This window comes from Pyxidicoccus caerfyrddinensis (assembly GCF_010894405.1).
Classification (GTDB): domain Bacteria; phylum Myxococcota; class Myxococcia; order Myxococcales; family Myxococcaceae; genus Myxococcus; species Myxococcus caerfyrddinensis.
This window is the reverse complement of the sequence record NZ_JAAIYA010000018.1, coordinates 89,535-107,334: the sequence shown is the minus strand read 5'-3', so window position 1 is coordinate 107,334 and position 17,800 is coordinate 89,535. Positions and strand designations below refer to the sequence as shown.

15 protein-coding genes are annotated in these 17,800 nt (G+C 70.8%); 6 read left to right on the top strand and 9 right to left on the bottom strand.

Annotated elements, in window-relative coordinates:
* Positions 1 to 100: 100 nt before the first annotated feature.
* Positions 101 to 2,566, bottom strand: a complete 2,466-nt coding sequence (locus G4D86_RS35015) for a motility-associated ABC transporter substrate-binding family protein (RefSeq protein ID WP_163998465.1) — start codon at positions 2,564 to 2,566, stop codon at positions 101 to 103.
* A gap of 704 nt (positions 2,567 to 3,270) precedes the next feature.
* Between G4D86_RS35015 and G4D86_RS35010 the strand changes: the two genes are divergently transcribed.
* Positions 3,271 to 4,311 (top strand): PA0069 family radical SAM protein, encoded by a 1,041-nt coding sequence (locus G4D86_RS35010; RefSeq protein WP_163998464.1) that lies wholly within the window; start codon positions 3,271 to 3,273, stop codon positions 4,309 to 4,311.
* A gap of 12 nt (positions 4,312 to 4,323) precedes the next feature.
* On the opposite strand, the gene G4D86_RS35005 is transcribed toward G4D86_RS35010, so the two are convergent.
* The 3 genes from G4D86_RS35005 to serC form a co-directional block, all read right to left on the bottom strand.
* Positions 4,324 to 4,572 (bottom strand): GlsB/YeaQ/YmgE family stress response membrane protein, encoded by a 249-nt coding sequence (locus G4D86_RS35005; RefSeq protein WP_163998463.1) that lies wholly within the window; start codon positions 4,570 to 4,572, stop codon positions 4,324 to 4,326.
* A 174-nt stretch (positions 4,573 to 4,746) separates the two neighbouring features.
* The gene (locus tag G4D86_RS35000; RefSeq protein WP_163998462.1) at positions 4,747 to 5,313 is read right to left on the bottom strand and encodes a chalcone isomerase family protein; all 567 of its coding nucleotides are present in this window, start codon (positions 5,311 to 5,313) and stop codon (positions 4,747 to 4,749) included.
* 44 nt (positions 5,314 to 5,357) lie between these two features.
* Complete coding sequence (gene serC, locus G4D86_RS34995; RefSeq protein ID WP_163998461.1) at positions 5,358 to 6,449, bottom strand: 3-phosphoserine/phosphohydroxythreonine transaminase; 1,092 nt, start codon at positions 6,447 to 6,449, stop codon at positions 5,358 to 5,360.
* 164 nt (positions 6,450 to 6,613) lie between these two features.
* Between serC and G4D86_RS34990 the strand changes: the two genes are divergently transcribed.
* Genes G4D86_RS34990 through G4D86_RS34970 form a run of 5 tightly spaced genes read left to right on the top strand, consistent with a single transcriptional unit; the run spans position 6,614 to position 13,539 of the window.
* On the top strand, positions 6,614 to 7,189 hold the full coding sequence (locus G4D86_RS34990) for an RNA polymerase sigma factor (RefSeq protein WP_163998460.1): 576 nt from the start codon (positions 6,614 to 6,616) through the stop codon (positions 7,187 to 7,189).
* A 6-nt stretch (positions 7,190 to 7,195) separates the two neighbouring features.
* Positions 7,196 to 8,005, top strand: a complete 810-nt coding sequence (locus tag G4D86_RS34985) for a hypothetical protein (RefSeq protein WP_163998459.1) — start codon at positions 7,196 to 7,198, stop codon at positions 8,003 to 8,005.
* A gap of 9 nt (positions 8,006 to 8,014) precedes the next feature.
* The gene (locus G4D86_RS34980) at positions 8,015 to 9,655 is read left to right on the top strand and encodes a caspase family protein (RefSeq protein WP_163998560.1); all 1,641 of its coding nucleotides are present in this window, start codon (positions 8,015 to 8,017) and stop codon (positions 9,653 to 9,655) included.
* Positions 9,655 to 10,752 carry a carboxypeptidase-like regulatory domain-containing protein gene (locus tag G4D86_RS34975; protein ID WP_163998458.1) on the top strand — a complete coding sequence of 366 codons (1,098 nt, stop codon included), beginning with the start codon at positions 9,655 to 9,657 and terminating at the stop codon, positions 10,750 to 10,752. The genes G4D86_RS34980 and G4D86_RS34975 overlap by 1 nt, the downstream gene beginning before the upstream one ends.
* Positions 10,753 to 10,755: 3 nt before the next feature.
* Positions 10,756 to 13,539, top strand: a complete 2,784-nt coding sequence (locus tag G4D86_RS34970; RefSeq protein ID WP_163998457.1) for a PKD domain-containing protein — start codon at positions 10,756 to 10,758, stop codon at positions 13,537 to 13,539.
* A 9-nt stretch (positions 13,540 to 13,548) separates the two neighbouring features.
* On the opposite strand, the gene G4D86_RS34965 is transcribed toward G4D86_RS34970, so the two are convergent.
* The 5 genes from G4D86_RS34965 to G4D86_RS34945 form a co-directional block, all read right to left on the bottom strand.
* The gene (locus G4D86_RS34965; RefSeq protein WP_163998456.1) at positions 13,549 to 14,280 is read right to left on the bottom strand and encodes an HvfC/BufC N-terminal domain-containing protein; all 732 of its coding nucleotides are present in this window, start codon (positions 14,278 to 14,280) and stop codon (positions 13,549 to 13,551) included.
* Positions 14,277 to 15,125: an MNIO family bufferin maturase gene (bufB, locus tag G4D86_RS34960; RefSeq protein ID WP_163998455.1), complete on the bottom strand. Its 849-nt coding sequence runs from the start codon at positions 15,123 to 15,125 to the stop codon at positions 14,277 to 14,279. The genes G4D86_RS34965 and bufB overlap by 4 nt, the downstream gene beginning before the upstream one ends.
* Before the next feature lie 107 nt (positions 15,126 to 15,232).
* Positions 15,233 to 15,502: a hypothetical protein gene (locus G4D86_RS34955; RefSeq protein WP_163998454.1), complete on the bottom strand. Its 270-nt coding sequence runs from the start codon at positions 15,500 to 15,502 to the stop codon at positions 15,233 to 15,235.
* A gap of 51 nt (positions 15,503 to 15,553) precedes the next feature.
* Positions 15,554 to 16,177 carry a YceI family protein gene (locus tag G4D86_RS34950; RefSeq protein ID WP_163998453.1) on the bottom strand — a complete coding sequence of 208 codons (624 nt, stop codon included), beginning with the start codon at positions 16,175 to 16,177 and terminating at the stop codon, positions 15,554 to 15,556.
* A 93-nt stretch (positions 16,178 to 16,270) separates the two neighbouring features.
* Positions 16,271 to 17,737, bottom strand: a complete 1,467-nt coding sequence (locus G4D86_RS34945; protein ID WP_240360632.1) for a M61 metallopeptidase family protein — start codon at positions 17,735 to 17,737, stop codon at positions 16,271 to 16,273.
* Positions 17,738 to 17,800 lie beyond the last annotated feature (63 nt).

The following is a 17,800-nucleotide window of genomic DNA, read 5'->3' as shown; positions in this document are numbered from 1 at the left end:
GTAATGCGCGGCGGGCCGCGCGCCAATCACCTCTCGGTCAAGAGACCAGGTCTCATGAAAGCTCATCGAACGACCTCCGCGGGCCTGACGACGACTTTCGCTACCGGGCACCGCCCCGGGATTCCGGCGACCTGCGCCGGGCGACGCCCCGCTTCTCGCTGGGTGCCTCGGGCGCTGGAACCAGGCTGGGTGGGACCTCGGACGCGGGGACGGAGGGCCGGCCGGCCAGCCAGTGGAGGGTGTTCACGCCGAACAGCGCGTTCCGAAAGGCCATGCCATAGGCGTTGTACGCGAGGGACGCGGCATAGGTGGCGTAGTCGGCCGAGCCACCGTCGTTGAGCACCGCCGAGTCCCCCAGCAGGACGATGCGCCCGCCCGGCGCCGGGCCCCACCGCGTCTGGAGGGCCACCGCGTACCGCTCGATGGGCGGAGCGCCCGCGTAGCCATCCAGCCGGTGGGGATCGCGCCCGATGGTGGGGCGCGTCCCCTCGAGCAGCGGCCACCGCTGCGTGATGCCCGACGGGGCCGCGTCCGACAAGGCGATGAAGGCGCCCGAATAGATGCCGACACCCGGCGGCCGGAACAGCGCCGACTCCGACAGGGTGCACCCCTTGGAACCGGTGGCGCACGAAGGCGTCATCACGTCCCGGAGGACGGGATGGTCGGCGGCCTCCCGCGTCGCCCGGGTCACGATGTTCTCGCCAATGCACTGCGCGTTGACGAGCGCGGCGCCCGTCAGCGCATCGAAGTCCAGGTTCTCGTTCCAGATGCGGCTGGAGTCCCAACCATCGCTGTCACGGTCCGAGCCGGGATGGTTGGCGATGAAGAACAGCGAACCTCCCGCCTGGAGGTAGTCCCGAAGCAGGGCCTTCTCCGCATCCGAATAGGGCGTCTGCGGCTCGGGGATGACGAGCACGTGCACGCCCTGGAGCGCATCCGCGGTCAGGGCCTCCGTGACACCTGTATTGCCCGTGCCCGTGGCACGCACCTCGTAGCCTGCGTGGTAGAGCTGCCACGCCCAGTCGGTGTAGTCCCCGTTCTCCGTGACGATCCAATGGCCCGTCGCGCCCGCCTTCTGCCGCTTGGTCTGGTCGAAGAGCACGACCCGCCCGTTCGCGCCCGGAGGCGCCTCGCCCACGTGGGGAAAGCTCGCGCCATCGCGGCTTCGGAGCCCTCCGGCGACCTGAGGCTCGGTGTTGGCCCGTCCAGGCGAGGGGTCCGCGTGCTTGAAGTCGGCCTGGTCCACGTGCGTGTCCACGCCGAAGCGGGAGAACGAGGTGGCGGGCGACGACGGCTCCGTCGGCGCGAGCCCTTCCCCCTGACGGAAGACGTTCACCGTCTCCGGCAGGTCCGGGGACCAGCGCAGCGAGTCGACGATGATCCTCCGCTTCGGGCTGACCCAGTACACGAGGGCGACGCCCGCGCTCTGATAGTTGCCCAACCAGTCCCACTGGGATGCCCCCGTCCCGCCGCAGAGCAGGCTGGGCGGACGCAGGTCCGTGCAGTGAACCTCCTGGTCCGGCACCACGCCGCCATAGGCCTCGGGCAGCCGCGGTGAGTCCGCCGTGACGAAGGTGCCGCCCTCGGGGATGCTTCCGGTGAGCTCTACGAAGTTGCGCTGCTCGCCGTGCGCTCCCGGGCCGCCCCCGTTCATGGCGATGAGCTCGTATTTGCCGGGGCCCGCCCGCCACCGCTGCCCTGCCAGCCCCCTGCTCTCGACGAAGCTGTTCTCGTCCTTGAAGCCATTCGTGTTCGGCATCACCTCGTCGATGCGTGGGCGGAGCGCCGCCGGCAGGCGGTGGTCGTCATCGAACCAGAGTTCCTCGTTCGCGCTCCCGGGCGTGAGGGAGGCCACCAGGAAGTCCACGTGGTTGGCATCCAGGTCCACGGGCCCCACGCGCGACAGCCCCCAGACCGGATCCGTCTTCCCCGGGAAGGGCAACCCCGGCGCGGGCAGCTCCTCGCCCACGCCCTGGCCTGGCGGGGACGTGGGCTCCCACCATGAAGCCAGGTCCGTGGCGCCGGACGGGTTGTAGCGCACGGAGTCCACCACCTCGGGAGCGTTCCCCGGCGCGCGGGGATCATCCATGACGAGCGTCACCCCGGAGTCGGGAGCGGCGGGCAGCCAGTCCCCGCCGTCGTAGGCCACCTGGACGTCCACCGGGGTGCGGGTGGAGCGATCCGCCCCCAGCACCTCAGCTGCGTTCGACACGAGGAGGTACCCATCCGGTGGAATGACTGTTCCTTCCGGCAGCACGTGCTCCCGCACCGGGGTACGGCCACGGAAGATGCGCACCGTCATGCCGGCCACGGAGAAGCCCGGCGGCCCGTGGAGTTCCAGGAACGCGGGGGCGCCCTGCCCTGCCTCGTCATCGCGGACATAGCGGAGTTCGCTGAGCTCCAGCCCTTTGAATTGCGGATTCCGGTGGCAGCTCCCGAGTAGCGTGCCGCGCCGAGCCCGCTCCCGGAAGAAGGCCAGCAGGCGTCGGTCCTCCGCGCTGCGCGCCTCGGCGTCGAGCTGCGCGAGGAATGCGTTGAGCGCCTCGGGCTGTGCCTCCTCGCGCAAAGGCTCTTCCGTTGCGCACGCGGAATGGAGGTCCTCCCACAAGTCCAGCACCTGGCCTGCGAGGGACTCCCTTGCCCCGACCAGAGAGGTCCAGCGCTCGCGTGCGAGAGGAAGCGACGCGACTCCCGGTGGCCTTGGACGCCGAAACACATACACCCCAACGAGGACCAACACCGAGGAGACGAGCACGAGGGCGACCAGTCGCCCGAGAAGAATCCTCCCCCCACACGAACCGGGAGCCCGACTTCGAACCGCTGGCACCATGGATGTTCCCCTCCTTGGGAGGATAGGAGCGGGAAGGAATCCAGGTGATGCGGGTCAGGACGGCGCTCGCCCCTCGCGCGGGGGCACGGGCTCACGGCGAGGCGCCGGTTTGTTCCCCCTGCCTAAGACAGACGAGCAGTATCGGCCTCATCCGCCAGCATGGTTGCGGGTGCGCGAACCGTCGCGTGCCCGCACCCCGCGGTCTCCTGGAGAGCCCCATGAAGCGAGCGTTCCAGTCCCTCCCAGGTGTGGGCGTGCTGTTCACCATCCTGGCTCACGCCAGCACTCAGGTGACGGGCAAGTCCTCCCATACCGAGGACGCCAAATGCCTTCCCCTTCAGCAACCCTGGTGCGCCTTGCTGGAGGGCTTCTCCCCGCACGCATGTACGTACCTTCACAAGGGCGTTGACTGAACGTGCTTTCAGGTCCACTTTGAGCGCGTGAAGGCCCGTCCCATCGACAATCCGCCCAACCCCTGGGCAAGCACCGCGGTGGAGTACCTGGACGAGATTCCGCCCTCGAAGCTGGAGGTGTTCGAGGACCACAGCCGTCAGGTGGTATCGCGCAACGACAGTCCGGACGTGTGCTTCACCTGGAGCGTCAACCCGTACCGGGGCTGCCTCCACGCCTGCGCGTACTGCTACGCGCGGCCCACGCACCAGTACCTGGACATGGGCGCGGGCACGGACTTCGAGACGAAGCTGGTGGTGAAGCCGCGCGCGCCGGAGCTGCTGCGCGAGGCCTTCGACAAGCCGTCCTGGAAGGGCGAGACGGTGGTCTTCAGCGGCGTCACCGACTGCTACCAGCCGCTGGAGGCCTCGCTGCGCCTGACGCGCGGATGCCTGGAGGTCTGCGCCGAGTACCGCAACCCCGTGGGCATCATCACCAAGGGCGTGCTGATTGAACGCGACATCGACGTGCTCCAGCGCCTGGCCCGCGACGCGCGGCTGTGGGTGAGCATCAGCCTGCCCTTCCACAACGCGGAGCTGGCGCGCGCCATGGAGCCCTACGCGGCGTCACCCAACCGGCGGCTGCTCGCGATTCAGCGGCTCACCGAGGCCGGCATCGACGTGGCGGTGTCCGTGTCTCCGGTCATCCCCGGGCTCAACGACGAGGACATCCACCGGGTGCTGTCCGCCGCGCGCGAGGCCGGTGCCACCCGCGCGCACCACACGTTGGTGCGCCTGCCCGGCCCGGTGCAGCAGGTCTTCGAGGAGCGCCTGCGCACGAAGCTGCCCCTGCGCGCCGAGCGCGTGCTGCACCGCATCCGCGAGACGCGCGGCGGAGAGCTCACCGACTCGCGCTTCAAGAGCCGCATGCGCGGCGAGGGGCTCTACGCGGAGACCATCCACCGCCTCTTCCACACGGCGGCGAAGAAGGCCGGCATCCGCACGTCCTCCGTCACCGAGCCCGACGCTCCGGACACCTTCCGGCGCCCGGAGCGCAAGCCGCCGCCCACGCCCCAGCTCAGCCTGTTCTGAGGCGCTCGGGCCCTATTTTCGTATGGCCTGGACGATGGTGATGAGGATGACGGCCCCCACCGTGGCGACCGCCAGCGAGTAGAGGTTGAAGCCCGTCACACCCCTGCCGCCAATCAGGCTGAACAGCCAGCCGCCAATCATCGAGCCCACGATTCCGGTGGCGATGTTCGCGAACATCCCCATCCGGGCGTTGGTGCCCTTGATGATGCTGGCCAGCCAGCCCGCGATTCCGCCCAGCACCAGCCACGCGCAGATTCCCATGACGTCCTCCTTGCCCACCGGTTGCTATCAGACCTGGCACCGCCGTGCAGCCGGACACGCCCTTCCCTACGCACGAAGCGTCCGGGAATTGCATTGGCACGGGCCCTGAACGGCGACGCCCCGTGCCTCGCCAGGGAGACACGGGGCGCCGGAACCCACGAAGCGTCCGCGTGCTCAGTCCTTGCCGAGCATCCCGTCCTTGAGGCCGCCGTCCACGGGGTTCTTGCCCACGAAGACGGAGAAGAGCGCGTCCGCGAAGTCCTTGCCCTCGACGGTGATCTGCTGGCCGCCCTTGGCGCTCTGCACCCGGGTGCCCTGGCCGGGCACGTAGGTGAGGATGATTTCGTCACCCTTCTTCGCGTCGGTGAGCGCGGAGGTGAAGGTGTCCAGCTTGGGCTGCAGCTCCGCCATCTTCGAGCCGGCGTTCTTCTTGAAGCCGTCGGCCATGGCGTCGCCGATGGTCTTCTTGTCCAGGTCACGCAGCATGTACATGCGCACGCGCTTGATTTCGTCGGCGCTGATGATCTTCGCCCCGTCCTGCGACGGGTTCTCCACGTACAACCCCGCGGTGTAGACCTTGAAGACGACCTTGGTGCGCAGGCCGACCCCGTTGAGCTTCAGCTCCTTGCCCTCCACCGTGGCCGTTTCCGGGTACTTCACCCCGGCAACCTCAACCTCCTTGGCGAACGCGGGAGCGGCGAGCATCAGGGTCAGCGCAACGGCGGACAGCGTGGCTTTCATGAGACCTCCGGTTGGAAAATCAAATCCGTGGGGTTGGACGCAGCCTAGCCGTGCATCTTCACGAAGTGGTCCATGAAGGTGGCCAGCGTGCGCACATTCTCCACCGTGACGGCGTTGTACGTGGAGACGCGGATGCCTCCCGCGGTGCGGTGGCCCTTCAGGCCCACCATGCCCGCCTTCTTCGCCGCGGCGACGAAGGTGGTGTTCAGCTCCTCCGTGGGCAGGTGGAAGACAACGTTCATCACTGAACGGGACTCGCGCTCCACGGGCGCCCGGTAGAAGCCCGCGTTGCGGTCGATGGCGCCGTAGAGCAGCGCCGCCTTCTCGCGGTTCCACTTCTCCAGCTGCGCCAGGCCGCCCACGTCCTTCACCCACGCCAGCACGTTGCGCACCAGGTAGATGGCGAGGGTGGGGGGCGTGTTGTAGAGCGAGTTGTTCTCCGCGTGGGTGGTGTAGCGGAAGACCTTGGGGATGTCCTTGCGGCCCCTGGCGATGAAGCCCTTGTCCGCCACCACCAGCGTCACCCCCGACGGGCCCAGGTTCTTCTGCGCGCCGGCGTAGATGAGCCCGAAGCGGCTCACGTCCATGCCCTTCCACAGGAAGTCGGAGCTCATGTCCGCGACGAGCGGCACGCGCCCCACGTCCGGGAAGGTGTGCCACTGGGTGCCGTAGATGGTGTTGTTGGTGGTGATGTGGACGTAGGCGGCCTTCGGGTCCAGGTGCAGCTCGGCCTGGCGGGGCACTCGCGTGTAGTGCTTGTCGGGCTGGACGGTGGTCGCCGCGACGCGGGGCTTGCCGTAGTACTTCGCCTCGTCGAAGGCCTTCTCGCTCCACACGCCCGTCATGAGGTAGTCCGCGCTGGCGGCCTCCGGGGTGAGGAAGTTCATCGGCACCTGGGCGAACTGCTGCGACGCGCCACCGGTGAGGAAGAGGACCTGGTGGGTGGCGGGGATGCCGAGCAACTCCGTCAGGAGGGAGATGGCCTCGTCGTGGACGGCCTCGTACTCCTTGCCCCGGTGGCTGTGTTCCATGATGGACATGCCGGAGCCCTGGAACTCGAGCAGCTCGTCCCGGGCGCGCTCCAGCGCGGGGAGGGGCAGTCCAGCGGGTCCGGGGTTGAAGTTGATGACGCGCATGGCAGTGTCCTTTGGAAAATGAACGGCCGTGACGGCATTCTTCCCCCTGGAGCCCCCCCCGGGGCCAGCGCGAAGGTGGTTGACTGCCTGCTTGCAGCGCGGGCGGCGGTTTTTTCCAGGAAACGTGCGTGGCCGGCGGCTGATTCGGCGGGTCTGGAGGTCAGGTGGGTTCCTCGGAGGGGTTGACGGAGTGGGTACTGCGGGCGTCCCGAGGGGAGGCGTCCGCCTACAGTGAGCTGTACCGGCGCTCCCGGCCCATGGTGGCGAGGCTGGTGGCGGGGTTTGCCCCGCTGGACCCCGACGAGGTGGAGGACGTCATCCAGGAGACCTTCGTCCGGGCCTTCCGGGCGCTCCCGAGGCTGAAGGAGGTGGGAGCCTTCGAGGCCTGGCTCCTGTCCATCGCCCGCAACCGCGCGCGCACGCGGCTGGAGCGCAAGTCGAGCACGCGACGGCTGGAGGACGATGTCGCGGATCCGGAGCCGGACACGGTTCCGCACATTCCGGAGGCGCTCCAGTTGGAGCGCGACATCGAGGTGGTGCGGCGGCTCATCGCGGAGCTGCCCGAGGGCGAGGAGAAGCGGACGGTGCAGCTCTTCTACATCGAGGGCGAGCTGTCCGCGCGAGAGATTGCCGAGAAGCTCGGCGTGGGAAAGAGCGCGGTGACGATGCGGCTGGAGCGGTTCCGCTCCCGCATCAAGCGCGAGTTGCTCCGGCGGGTGCTCGCCGGTCGGTGGGAGTGAGACGTGATGAGACACCTGAATGCCGACGCGCTGAGCGCCCTGGCCCGCCGGGAGCCCGAAGCCGTCGCGTACTTCCGCGAGCACCTGGGCACCTCCTGCGACACCTGCGAGCAGTTCCTCGCCACACACTCCGGACCCGACGTGCTCGACGGGCAGGTGGACGCGCTGCTGCTGGGCATGGGCCCGGTCGCGAAGCAGGACGCCCCACTGGACGAGGTGGGCCTGGCGCGCGTGCGGCGCGGCTTGCGCCAGGGTCGCCCGGACACGCGCCGCTGGGGACTCATCGCGGGCGCCATCGCCGCCAGCGTCCTGGCCGTGGTGCTGGTGCCCCGCCTGCGCGCTCCCACCCCCGACACCGACACCGACACGGAATGGAACGGCGTGAAGGGTCCGAGCGGCAACATCGCCCTGGAGCTGGCCGTGGTGGCGCGAGCCGCGGACGGCGGCCTGCGGCGGCTGGACTCGGAGTCGCCCGTCGAGGACGCGGACGTGCTGCTGCTGCGCTACCACGCCACCGAGGCCGGCACCGCCCTGCTCTTCCAGCAGCGGGCCGGACAGGGGCCGGAGCTGCTCGGCCGCTTCCCGCTCGAGGCGGGGACGCATGACCTGGAGGGCCCGCAGGGCCTGGCCGGGGTGAGCCTGGAGGGCGAGTCCGGCCCGGTGACGCTCTGGCTGGTGGGGGCGACGGGGGGACAGGAGCCGACACCGGAGGCGGTGAGGGACGTGTTGGTGGGCGGAAGTTCGGCCTGGGAACAGAGCCGGCTGGCCGTCACCCGGTTCGACGTGAGCGTGGGAAGCGGTCAGAATCCCCGCTGACCCATGAGCGTGAAGCGCCTCCTCCCCATCCTGCTGGCGGGCCTCGCCGCGTGCGCGAGCTCCACTTCCGTGGAGAAGGGCGGCGTCGTGCCACTGCGGCTCGACGAGGAGGCGCTGTCCAGCGCCTACACCCCGCGGCGCATGGCACTGCTGGTGGGCATCTCCGAGTTCGACGACCCACACTGGCGGGGCCTGCGCTACACGTCGAAGGACGCCACAGACCTGGCGGAGGCGCTGAGAGACCCGACGCGCGGCCGGTTCGACCAGGTGCGCGTGCTCACGCGACCGGAGGAGACGACGCGCGCCTCCATCCTCGCGGCGCTGCGGCAGCTGAGGAAGGATGCGCACCGGCCCGACGACGTGGTGGTGGTCTACTTCTCCGCGCACGGCACGCTGGCGCGCGACAACCAGGGCGAGCTGCGGCGCTACCTGGTGACGCGCGACGCGTCCTACCGCGCCATCCCCCAGACGGCGCTGTCCATGGACGCGCTGAAGGCGGAGTTCGACGGGCTGACCAGCCGGCGGCGGCTGCTGGTGCTGGCCACCTGCCACAGCGGCAGTGGCAAGTCGCTGCTGCCCAAGGAGCTGGAGGCGGAGCTGGCCGGCATCAAGTCCGGCTTCTACGCGCGGCCGCTGGAGGAGTCGTCGCGCGCGTCGCTGGTGTTCGCCGCCTGCGACTGGGGCGAGACGGCGCGCGAGGACGAGGGCCTGCGCAACGACATCTACACCCACTTCCTCATCGACGGCCTGGGCGGCTCCGCGGACCGCAACGTGGACGGCGCCGTCACCGCCACGGAGGCGCATGACTACGCGCGCCGCCGCACCTTCGCCTTCACGGAAGGACGCCAGCGGCCCTCGGCGGAAATCCTGGAAGTGGGCGCGGACCCCGTGGTGCTGTCAGGCACCATCTCCCGCATGGGACGGCCGGAGCTGTTCTCCTACAACCCGCGCCTGGACGGCTTCACCCTCAAGGTGGACGGGGAGCCCCGCACGGATTTGCCGGGCGGCGCCGCGGTGGTGCCGGGCAAGCGGACGGTGGAGCTGACCAAGGGCGACTCGGTGCTGGTGCGGCGCGAGGTGGAAGTCACCGCCGGCGAGCGCCTCCCACTGGAGCGCCTCCTGTCGGAGGCCTTCCCCCACCGCTCGCTGTCGCTCATGGGTGGCATGTTCACCTTCGCGGATGCGCACAGCCGCAAGGAGCTGCTGCCGCAGGCACCGGAGGTGGCGCTGTCGCTGCGTCTGGAGGACCAGCCGCTCCAGGACTGGGCGCTGCTCTTCGACGTGGCCTTCAGCACCGGGAAGCAGACGCTGCGGGTGGCGCCGGGCAGTGAGGTGCCCTTCGGCTACACCACCCTGACCACCGGCGCCGCCCTGCCCTACCTGTGGCGCTGGGAGCGTTTGACGCTGTTCGCCGGCCCGCGTGTGGCCGCTCTGTACCTGGGGCGGTCTTTCGACGTGGAGGCCTTCGCGGGGAGCCAGAGTTTCTTCACGGTGAGCCCCGGCGTGGTGGGTGGCGTGGTGTGGCGACTCGGTGAGCGACTGGAGCTGATGTCGCAGGCCCAGCTCATGCTCACGTACGTGGTGGTGGACGGGCGGGGACAGGCCGTGGGCTTCACCGGCGGATGGGCCGGCGCGGGGTATCGGTTCTGATGCGCACGACTTTCCACATCGCGATGGCCGCGCTGCTCGCCCTGATGACGGGCGCGTGCGGCAACATCCGGAACGACCCGTTCCGCGTGGGCACCGTGCGCGGCCAGCTCACCGAGTTCGACGCCGCCGTGGCGCTGGTGTCGCTGGTGGGCCAGCCCGGCGTGCGCAGCAACGTGGACGCCGAGGGGCGCTTCGTGCTCGAGGGCGTGCCGGCGGGCCCCGCGGAGCTGTTCATCGTGGCCACCGCGGAGAAGGCCCTGCGCATCGGCATCACCGTGCAGGGCGGCCAGTCCATCGAAGTGAAGGGCGTGGCGCCGAACGCCGCGGGCTTCTTCGACATGAAGGTGAAGGCCTCGCAGGGCGAGCGCCTGACGGGCGCACAGGTGTCCGTGGTGGGCACGCCCTTCCAGCGGCTGCTCCTGGATGACTCGGGGCGCCTGCGCGTGGGGCCGCTGCCGGACGGGTGCTACGCCGTGACGGTCTCCGCCACCGGCTTCCCGCTGACGCAAGCCGAGGCGTGCGTGGGCGCCGGGGAGAAGAAGGAGCTCAAGCTCACCCTGGAGGCGGACCCGGAGTACGTCAACCGTGGCTGTGCGGTGACGGGCTGCGCGGACGGCCTGGTGTGCGCGCCCACCAACAACAAGTGCGTGGAGTGCTTCGAGGACGCGCAGTGTGGCGAGGGCCTCTCCTGCAAGGGCTTCCGCTGCGAGGGCGACGGCCCGCAGTGCGCCGCGTGCGACGGGGACTGGAAGTGCAAGGCGGGCACGAGCTGCCAGGAGCTGCCCGAGGGCGGCGCGGCGTGCCTGGCGGAGTGCGGCAAGGACGAAGAGGTGGAGGCAGAGAAAGGGTGCGAGCCGGGCTTCACGTGCCAGTCCGGACGGTGCCTGCCGGACGCGGCGCGCTTCGAGGGCTGCCATGCGCTGCTGGGGCTCGACATGCCCTGCGACGGCGACGCCCGGTGCCGCGAGCAGGGGCTGTCCGACGGGCTCTGCGTGGAAGGTGCGTGCACCGTCGCGTGCAGCTCGGACCAGGAGTGCCCGGGCTCACTGCGCTGCCAGGACTCCTCCGCCGGCCGCGTCTGCCGGCCGAAGCGCTGAACCGTGAATCCCCTGCCCCACCTTCGTGCCCGGCTGGCCCTGGTGGCCCTCGTCTCCGTCAGCCTCTGGGCCTGTGACACGCCCCCGGGCCCGTCCCAGCCCGCTCCCAACGCCGCGCCCGTGCTGCGCATCCTCCGGCCGGAAGGTGCGGCGGGGCTGCGCGTGGGCCAGCCCGTGGAGTTCGAGGCGAACGTCGAGGACGCGGAGGACGGCGAAGCGCTGGGCGACAGCGTGCTCTGGGTGTCGTCGCGGGAGGGGCAGCTCGCCCGGGGCGCCCGCGCCACCGCCACCTTCCGCGAGGAGGGCGACGTGACGCTGACGGCCACGGTGGTGGACTCGGGCGGCCAGGTGTCCAGCGCGTCGCTCCGGCTGAGTGTGCTGGGCTCGGGTTCGCCCGCAGCCACCGTGCTCCGCCCCGCGGCCGGCAGTGCCTTCAACCTGGGCGAGCCGCTGGACCTGGAGTGCGAGGCCCGCACCGTCGGCGGCGTGCGGCTGACGGGCGGCGCGGTGCACTGGACGTCCGCCCTGACGGGGCCGCTGCCCCAGGGCGAGACGGCGCGGACCACGCTGCGGGTGGCGGGCGAGGACACCCTCACCTGCACCGCGACGGACCCGGCCACCGGCGCCAGCACCACCGCCACCGTGCGCGTCACCGTGCGCGCCACCCGGGCGCCCTCGGTGCTCATCACCCGCCCCGAGCAGGCGGAGGTGTACGTGAAGACGGGCGAGCCAGTGCCCTTCGCGTCCACCCTGCTCTTCCGCGCCACGGCGCAGGACTTCAACGCCGACAGCGGCGCGGGCAACCTGGACGGCGCCATCCGGTGGGTGCTGGAGCCGGGGAGCATCGAGCTCGGCGACGGGCCCTCGCTGGAGCACACCTTCACCGAGCCCGGCGAGTACACGGTGACGGCGCGCGTGGTGGACGGCCTGGGTAACACAGCCACGGACAGTGTCCGCATCCGGCTCGTCACCAACCTGCCCCCGTGGTGCGAAATCGACGCGCCGCTCGCCAACGCGCGGCTGCTGCGGGGCGCCTCCAGCACGCTGCGCGGCCGGTGCGTGGACCCGGAGACGGGCGCGACGGTGGCACCCACCTGGGCCACCAGCGTGTCCTCCACGCCGCTGGGCACGGGCGAAGTGTTGAACACCGTCCTCACCGTGGCGGGCGCGCAGACGCTCACCGCCTGCGCGGTGGACCCGGAGGACGCGATGCTGCGCGGCTGCGCGCGGCAGCAGGTGCGCGTCATCGTCAACTCGACCCCCTCGGGCTGCGTCATCCAGGCGCCCCGTCCGGGCGCCGTGGTGAATGCCGGGCGGACGCTGGCGCTGGCGGGCTCGGCGACGGACGCGGAGGACCCGCAGGGAGACCTGCGCTTCGTCTGGACGTCCTCGCGCGACGGCGCGCTTGCAAGGGGCGCGAGCACCACCACCCGGCTGACCACCCCCGGCTCGCACGTGCTGACGCTCACCGTGACGGACCCCTGGGGCCTGGCCTGCGCCGCCACCGTCTCCGTGACGGTGAACGGGGCGCCCGAGGTCCGAGTGGAGACCCTGCGCCAGGGCGACACCAACTGCCTCGAGGAGCCGTGCCGCGAGGGACAGGCCATCTTCGCCACCGGCGTCGTGAAGAGCCTGGAGCCGCCGGGCACCCTCGCGAGGCTGGCGTGGCTGGACAGCCTGGGCGGCCAGGTGGAGGTGGGCGCGGGCAGCAGCCCCGTCTTCACCCTCACCACCCCCGGCGTGGGACGGCACACGGTGATGCTGCTCGCCGAGGTCCGCGACGGCGCGGTGGGCCGGGCCGCGGCCTCGTTCACGGTGCTTCCCACCGGGCGTCCGCAATTGATGGACGTCGTGACGGGAGCGAATGAGTCGGCCGTGGCGCTGGCACACTTCGGCGGCGCGCTGCGCTTCGTGGACGGTGACGCGGCCGCGGTGTTCAGCACGGAGCCGTCCATGGGGACGCTGGCCGTGAGCGCGCCGGCCCTGGCACTGGCCACCCTGCGCGCCTCCACCGGCGAGGTGCTCTTCGTGGGCACGGACGGTGGCGGCGTGCACCGGTGCGTCGAGGACACCTGCACGCGCTTCACGGGCGGACTGCAGAGCTCCCCGGACGACCGCGTGACGGCGATGGCCGCGCGTGAGGCTCCGGACCTGCTGCTGCTGGGCACGGACAGGGGACTCATCCTCACCCGCGCGAGCAACCCCGCCGCGGGTGGGCGTGCCGGCACCATCGTCGGCCAGCGACTGCTGGAGGGGCGCGTGGTGCGGCAGGTGGTCTTCTCTCCCCTGTCCACCCCGACGCGCGTGAAGGCCTGGGCCGCGACCTCCACCGGCCTGGCCGAGCTGACCCTGAATGCGGGGGACGGCTTCGAGCCGGCGCTCGCCGACGTCTCGGTGGCGTTCCACGTGCCGCCCGAGGTGCCTGACCTGGACGTGCTGTCCGTGGCGGTGGGCCCGGAGGGGCAGGTCTTCGCGGGGACGCGCAGGGGCTTCAGCGCGCTGGGCAGCGCGGGCCCCGCACTGCGCGCCGCGCCGTGGGAGCTGTCCGACGAGCGGGTGACGGCGCTCCACGTCGAGCGGCGGACCACGGAGGCCGGCACGCGCGACGTGCTGTGGGCCGGCACCAGGGGCGGGCTGGTGCGCTACGACGTGGCCGCCGACATCGTCACCCCGTTCGGCACCAACGAGGGGCTGCCCGACCCGGACGTGCGCGCGCTGCTCGTGACGCCGGAGGGTGTCCGCTACATCGCCACCCCGAAGGGTGTGGCGCGGTACTCGGCACAGTAGGCGGGGGACTCAGTCCCCGGAGCCACCCGGAGCCAGCACCAGCCCGTCGCGGGTGAAGCGCTCCACCGCGCCGCGCAATTCCGCCTCGGGCATGCCGGTGGCCGCGGCGACGTCGGCGACGGCCAGTCCCTCCACCGCCATCTTCAGCACCAGCAGCGCGGGCGGCGTGGCCTCCACGTAGTACGTCACCAGGTGCTCCGGGTGGCGCCACAGCAGGGCCAATTCCTCCCCCGCCTCCGGCTCCGGCAGCGCCCCCTGCGCGCGCACGTACGCGCAGAGCCGGTAGGGGTGCTCCAGCACCGCGAGCGTGGGGTTGGCCGTCAGCCGCTCCACCCGTTCCGGCGGGGCCTCGGAGGCGAACACCGCGAAGTCCGTCCACTCGAAGCGGGCCAGCGCCGGCACGAAGGCCGCGAGCCCGCGCGAGGGCGCCGCGTCCGCCACGAAGGCCGGGAAGCCCTCGGCCAGGTGATTCAATTCATGGTGCCGCGCGGGCCGCGTCAGCGTGTAGCCCTCCACCAGGGCGTCCCACGCCTCGGCTCCCACCACCTTGCGCACCAGCGGGAAGATTTTCTCCAGCACGCCGCGCACGTGCCCGCGCACGAAGTCGCCATAGACGGACACACGGCCGCGCGGCGCGTCCCAGCCGGGGTGCTCCGAGTACAGCGCGTCCAGCGACTGCGCTCCGGGGCGAGCGAAGTACGCGCCCATGCTGTCGAAGAAGTGCTTCAGCCCTGGCTTCATCGCTCCGCCACCTTCCGCAGCGCGGCGCGCGCCACGTCCGCCTCGTCCAGCACCGCTTCCAGCGAGGGGATGTCCTGGTCCCACTCGATGAGCGTCGCCACCGGACCGGTGCGCTCGAGCACGTACTGATACAGCGACCACACGTCGTCGCAGACGCGGTCGCCGTGCGTGTCGATGATGACGTCCGGGTAGCGCGTGTGGCCGGCCAGGTGGACCTGCACCACCCGCTCCAGCGGCAGCGCGTCCACGAAGGCTCGCGCGTCGTACCCGTGGTTGAGCGCGTTGACGTAGACGTTGTTCACGTCCAGCAGCAGGCCGCAGTCCGCCTCTTCCACCACGTGCCGCAGGAAGTCCGCCTCGGGCAGCGTGCCGCCCGGCATGCGCGCGTAGTAGCTCGGGTTCTCCAGCAGGAAGGGCCGGCCCACGCGCGCGATGACTTCACGCACGCGCGGCACCACGTGCTCCACGGCGGCCTCGGTGAAGGGCAGCGGCAACAGGTCGTGCAGGTACACCCCGTCCAGCCGCGAGTAGCAGAGGTGGTCCGAGAAGAACGGCGCGTCCACGCGCGCCACCAGCGCCGCCAGCCGGTTGACGTAGTCCCCGTCCAGCGCATCCGGCCCGCCAATGTCGAGCCCCACGCCGTGCGGCAGCACCGGCCAGCGCTCCGCGCAGGCGTCCAGGGTGCGCTGCGGCCTTCCTCCCAGCGAGAGGAAGTTCTCCGGGATGATTTCCACCCAGTCGAGCGGGCGCTCGGTGCGCGGCAGCTCCTCGTAGAAGCTCCGCCTCAACCCGATGCCGGCGCCCAGCGGCTTCAGCCCGTGTCTCTGCGCATAGGTGGCGACCACTTCGGGACTCCTCCTCGGGAGGCAGGAACGACACGGGCGGCGGGAGCATTCCTCCCACCGCCCGCGATGAGGAGCCGGCGTTCACCGGCCCCCGGCATGAAGCTCGATTACTTCTTCGAGCCGCTGCAGGAACCGGCGCCGCAGCTGCCCTCGGCGCCCTTCTCCGGGGTCGCGGCGGGAGCAGCGCCCTCCTGCTTCTGGCCGCTGCAGCCGCCCTCGGCGCCCTTGGCCTCGGTGGCCTTCGCGCCGCAGCTGCCCTCGGCGCCCTTCTCGGCGGTGGCCGGCTGGGCCTCCGCGGACTTGGTGGACGCACAGCCGGTGGCCAGCGCGGACAGGGAGAGGGTGCCGACGATCGCCGCGAGGGTCTTGACGTTCATGGTGTTGCTTCCTTTCAGACTGCTTTGGGGGGTGAGGTACGGCTGGAGTTGCTACAGCTTGAACTGCGTGGAGCCCCAGGCGTCGACGGAGACCTCGGCGGTCTCGCCCACCTTGAGCACCAACGCTTCCGTCCGCTTGATGCCGTAGGCCTCGAGCGGAATCTGGAACTTCGCGCGCACGCGCAACAAGTCACCGGCGGCGCGATTCTTCGTCTCGGCGGACTCCTTGAAGTACGTGGCCGTGACCTCCACCGGCTCCTCGCGCGTGACACCGTGCACGGTGAAGCGACCCTTGCCCTGCACCTTCAGCGGCTTGCCCGGCTCCAGCGCGGCGGGGAGCGCCAGGTCGGCGAACTCGAAGATGATGTCCGGGGACTTCGCGGCGTCCAGCCAGCGATCATTCTGGAGGTGCCCGTCGCGCGTCTCGTTGCCCGTCTTGATGGACTTCACGGGCACCTGGAACTTCCCGCTGGCCTTGTTGCCCTTCACCTCGACGCGGCCCTTCACCTGGTTGGACAGGCCGTTGATGACCTCCAGCGGCGCGTCCAGCATGAAGGCCACGGTGTCGCGGCTGTTCGGGTCATTGAAGACGAAGGCCTGCGTCGTGGCGGTGGGCTCGGCGGCGAGCGCGGGCAGGGACAGGAGCGCGGCGAGCGCGAGGAAACGGGGTGACATGTTGGACCTCATTTACGGGTGTCGGAAGTTCGCGGATGCATCCGGTACGCATCTCCCGTCCGCCGGTTACACGACCCGTCCCGCCATTTTCGTTCACAAGGCAGCGCCACGGGTGCGCCGACCGTCCAACGCCTCACGCAACACACTGTCCGGGGCTGGCACCAGCTTGACTCTTCCGCCCGTGTCAGCCCTGACCCCCAGCGTTTCTAGCAGACCTTCCGCTTCCGCAAAAGAAGGTCGCCGGAGGTGCCGCGCCAGCAGCGCATCGAAGAGAGGCTGTCCCGCGACATCATCCACCGCAGAGCCGAACGCACCGAAGGTGGATGTGGGGCCGCGCTCCGCCAACAGCTCCAGCACGTCCTCCAGCCCGCGCTTGTTTCCAGTGATACGGCGCAATTCCACATCGAGGTGCAAGGCGAACAGGGCGCCTGTCCAGTAGACGCCGAGGGAGAACGGGCTGCCAGCGACGACCTCCTCCATCGTCCTGTCACCGGACCGCGCGCGCCCGCGCGAGAAGCCGTCGACGAGCTCCTCCCACGCGTGCTCCGCGCTCTGCCGTCCGGAGCGCGCGCGCGCCAGTTCCGTGAAGTAGGTGGCCAGGCCTTCCGAGAGCCAGGGCACGCGCGGGAGGAGGACGGGATGGGTCAGGTGCAGCATCTCGTGCACGGCGACCCAGTCGCGCTGGAAGGCGGAGGCCTCGGTGTCGCGGCCAACGAGGATGGAGATGCTCGGCGGCGAGCTCCACTGCACCATGCCGAAGAGGCTGGAGCCACGGCGCGCGGACGCGGGGATGACACGCACGGAGATGCGCGGGTACGGGAAGGCGCGGCGCACGGTGCGCACCTCTTCCGCGGCCTGACGCAGCCACGCGCAGAGCTCCGCATCGGTCAGGTGCGTGAAGTCTCCGAGGATGCCGACGTCCAGCACCGCGTCGGGAAGCTGGACCTGACACCGACGTCCGCCGAAGCCATGGAAGCCCGAGTCCACCAGGTCCTCGCCGCGCAGCCGGTAGAGGCCGCCCTCCCCTGGCGTCCACGGGAGCAGCGCGTTGGCGCCCTCGACGTAGAGCTCCACGCGCAGCTCCGGTGACACCACGCGCGGGCGGATGAGGTACTCGCGCCCGGCCACGTGGCGCGCGTCACCGTCACCGATGCCGGAGAAGAAGCCGGGCCCCTCCGCGCGAATGCGCGCGTCCAGTGCGTAGCGGTAGCGCAGGAAGCGCGTGCCGGCGGGCAGGCTCACCGCGCCATTGCGGACAGGCAGCGAGCGCACCTCGCCGTCGTCGCTCCAGACCTGCACGGAGTCCACGCCGCCGGGCTCGCTGAAGAGGAACTCGCGGGGCGAGCCGCGCGCGAGCACCACCTCCACGTCGAGCGAGTGCTCGGGCTCGCGCACGTAGGTGATGTTGTAGCGGAGCGCAGCCGGGTCGCCCGAGGGACGTGGACGCGCGGGCGTCTGGCAGGACAGTGCGGCGAGCGCGAGGAGGAGGAGTGCGGACGACCGCGCACGCACCATCCAGGCGCGCGCCGAAGCAGTGCTGCCACCCGGTCTGCATTTCACGCGTCACCTCGAAGCGCCGCACCCGCGGTCGCGAGGATATGCCAACGTGCCCGGACGCTCTTG

Excerpts from the sequence above, each read along its gene's own strand:
- G4D86_RS35005 (WP_163998463.1), bottom strand. The coding sequence starts at position 4,572 with ATGGGAATCTGCGCGTGGCTGGTGCTGGGCGGAATCGCGGGCTGGCTG.
- G4D86_RS35000 (WP_163998462.1), bottom strand. The coding sequence starts at position 5,313 with ATGAAAGCCACGCTGTCCGCCGTTGCGCTGACCCTGATGCTCGCCGCT.
- serC (WP_163998461.1), bottom strand. The coding sequence starts at position 6,449 with ATGCGCGTCATCAACTTCAACCCCGGACCCGCTGGACTGCCCCTCCCC.
- G4D86_RS34985 (WP_163998459.1), top strand. The coding sequence starts at position 7,196 with ATGAGACACCTGAATGCCGACGCGCTGAGCGCCCTGGCCCGCCGGGAG.
- G4D86_RS34975 (WP_163998458.1), top strand. The coding sequence starts at position 9,655 with ATGCGCACGACTTTCCACATCGCGATGGCCGCGCTGCTCGCCCTGATG.
- G4D86_RS34965 (WP_163998456.1), bottom strand. The coding sequence starts at position 14,280 with ATGAAGCCAGGGCTGAAGCACTTCTTCGACAGCATGGGCGCGTACTTC.
- G4D86_RS34955 (WP_163998454.1), bottom strand. The coding sequence starts at position 15,502 with ATGAACGTCAAGACCCTCGCGGCGATCGTCGGCACCCTCTCCCTGTCC.
- G4D86_RS34950 (WP_163998453.1), bottom strand. The coding sequence starts at position 16,177 with ATGTCACCCCGTTTCCTCGCGCTCGCCGCGCTCCTGTCCCTGCCCGCG.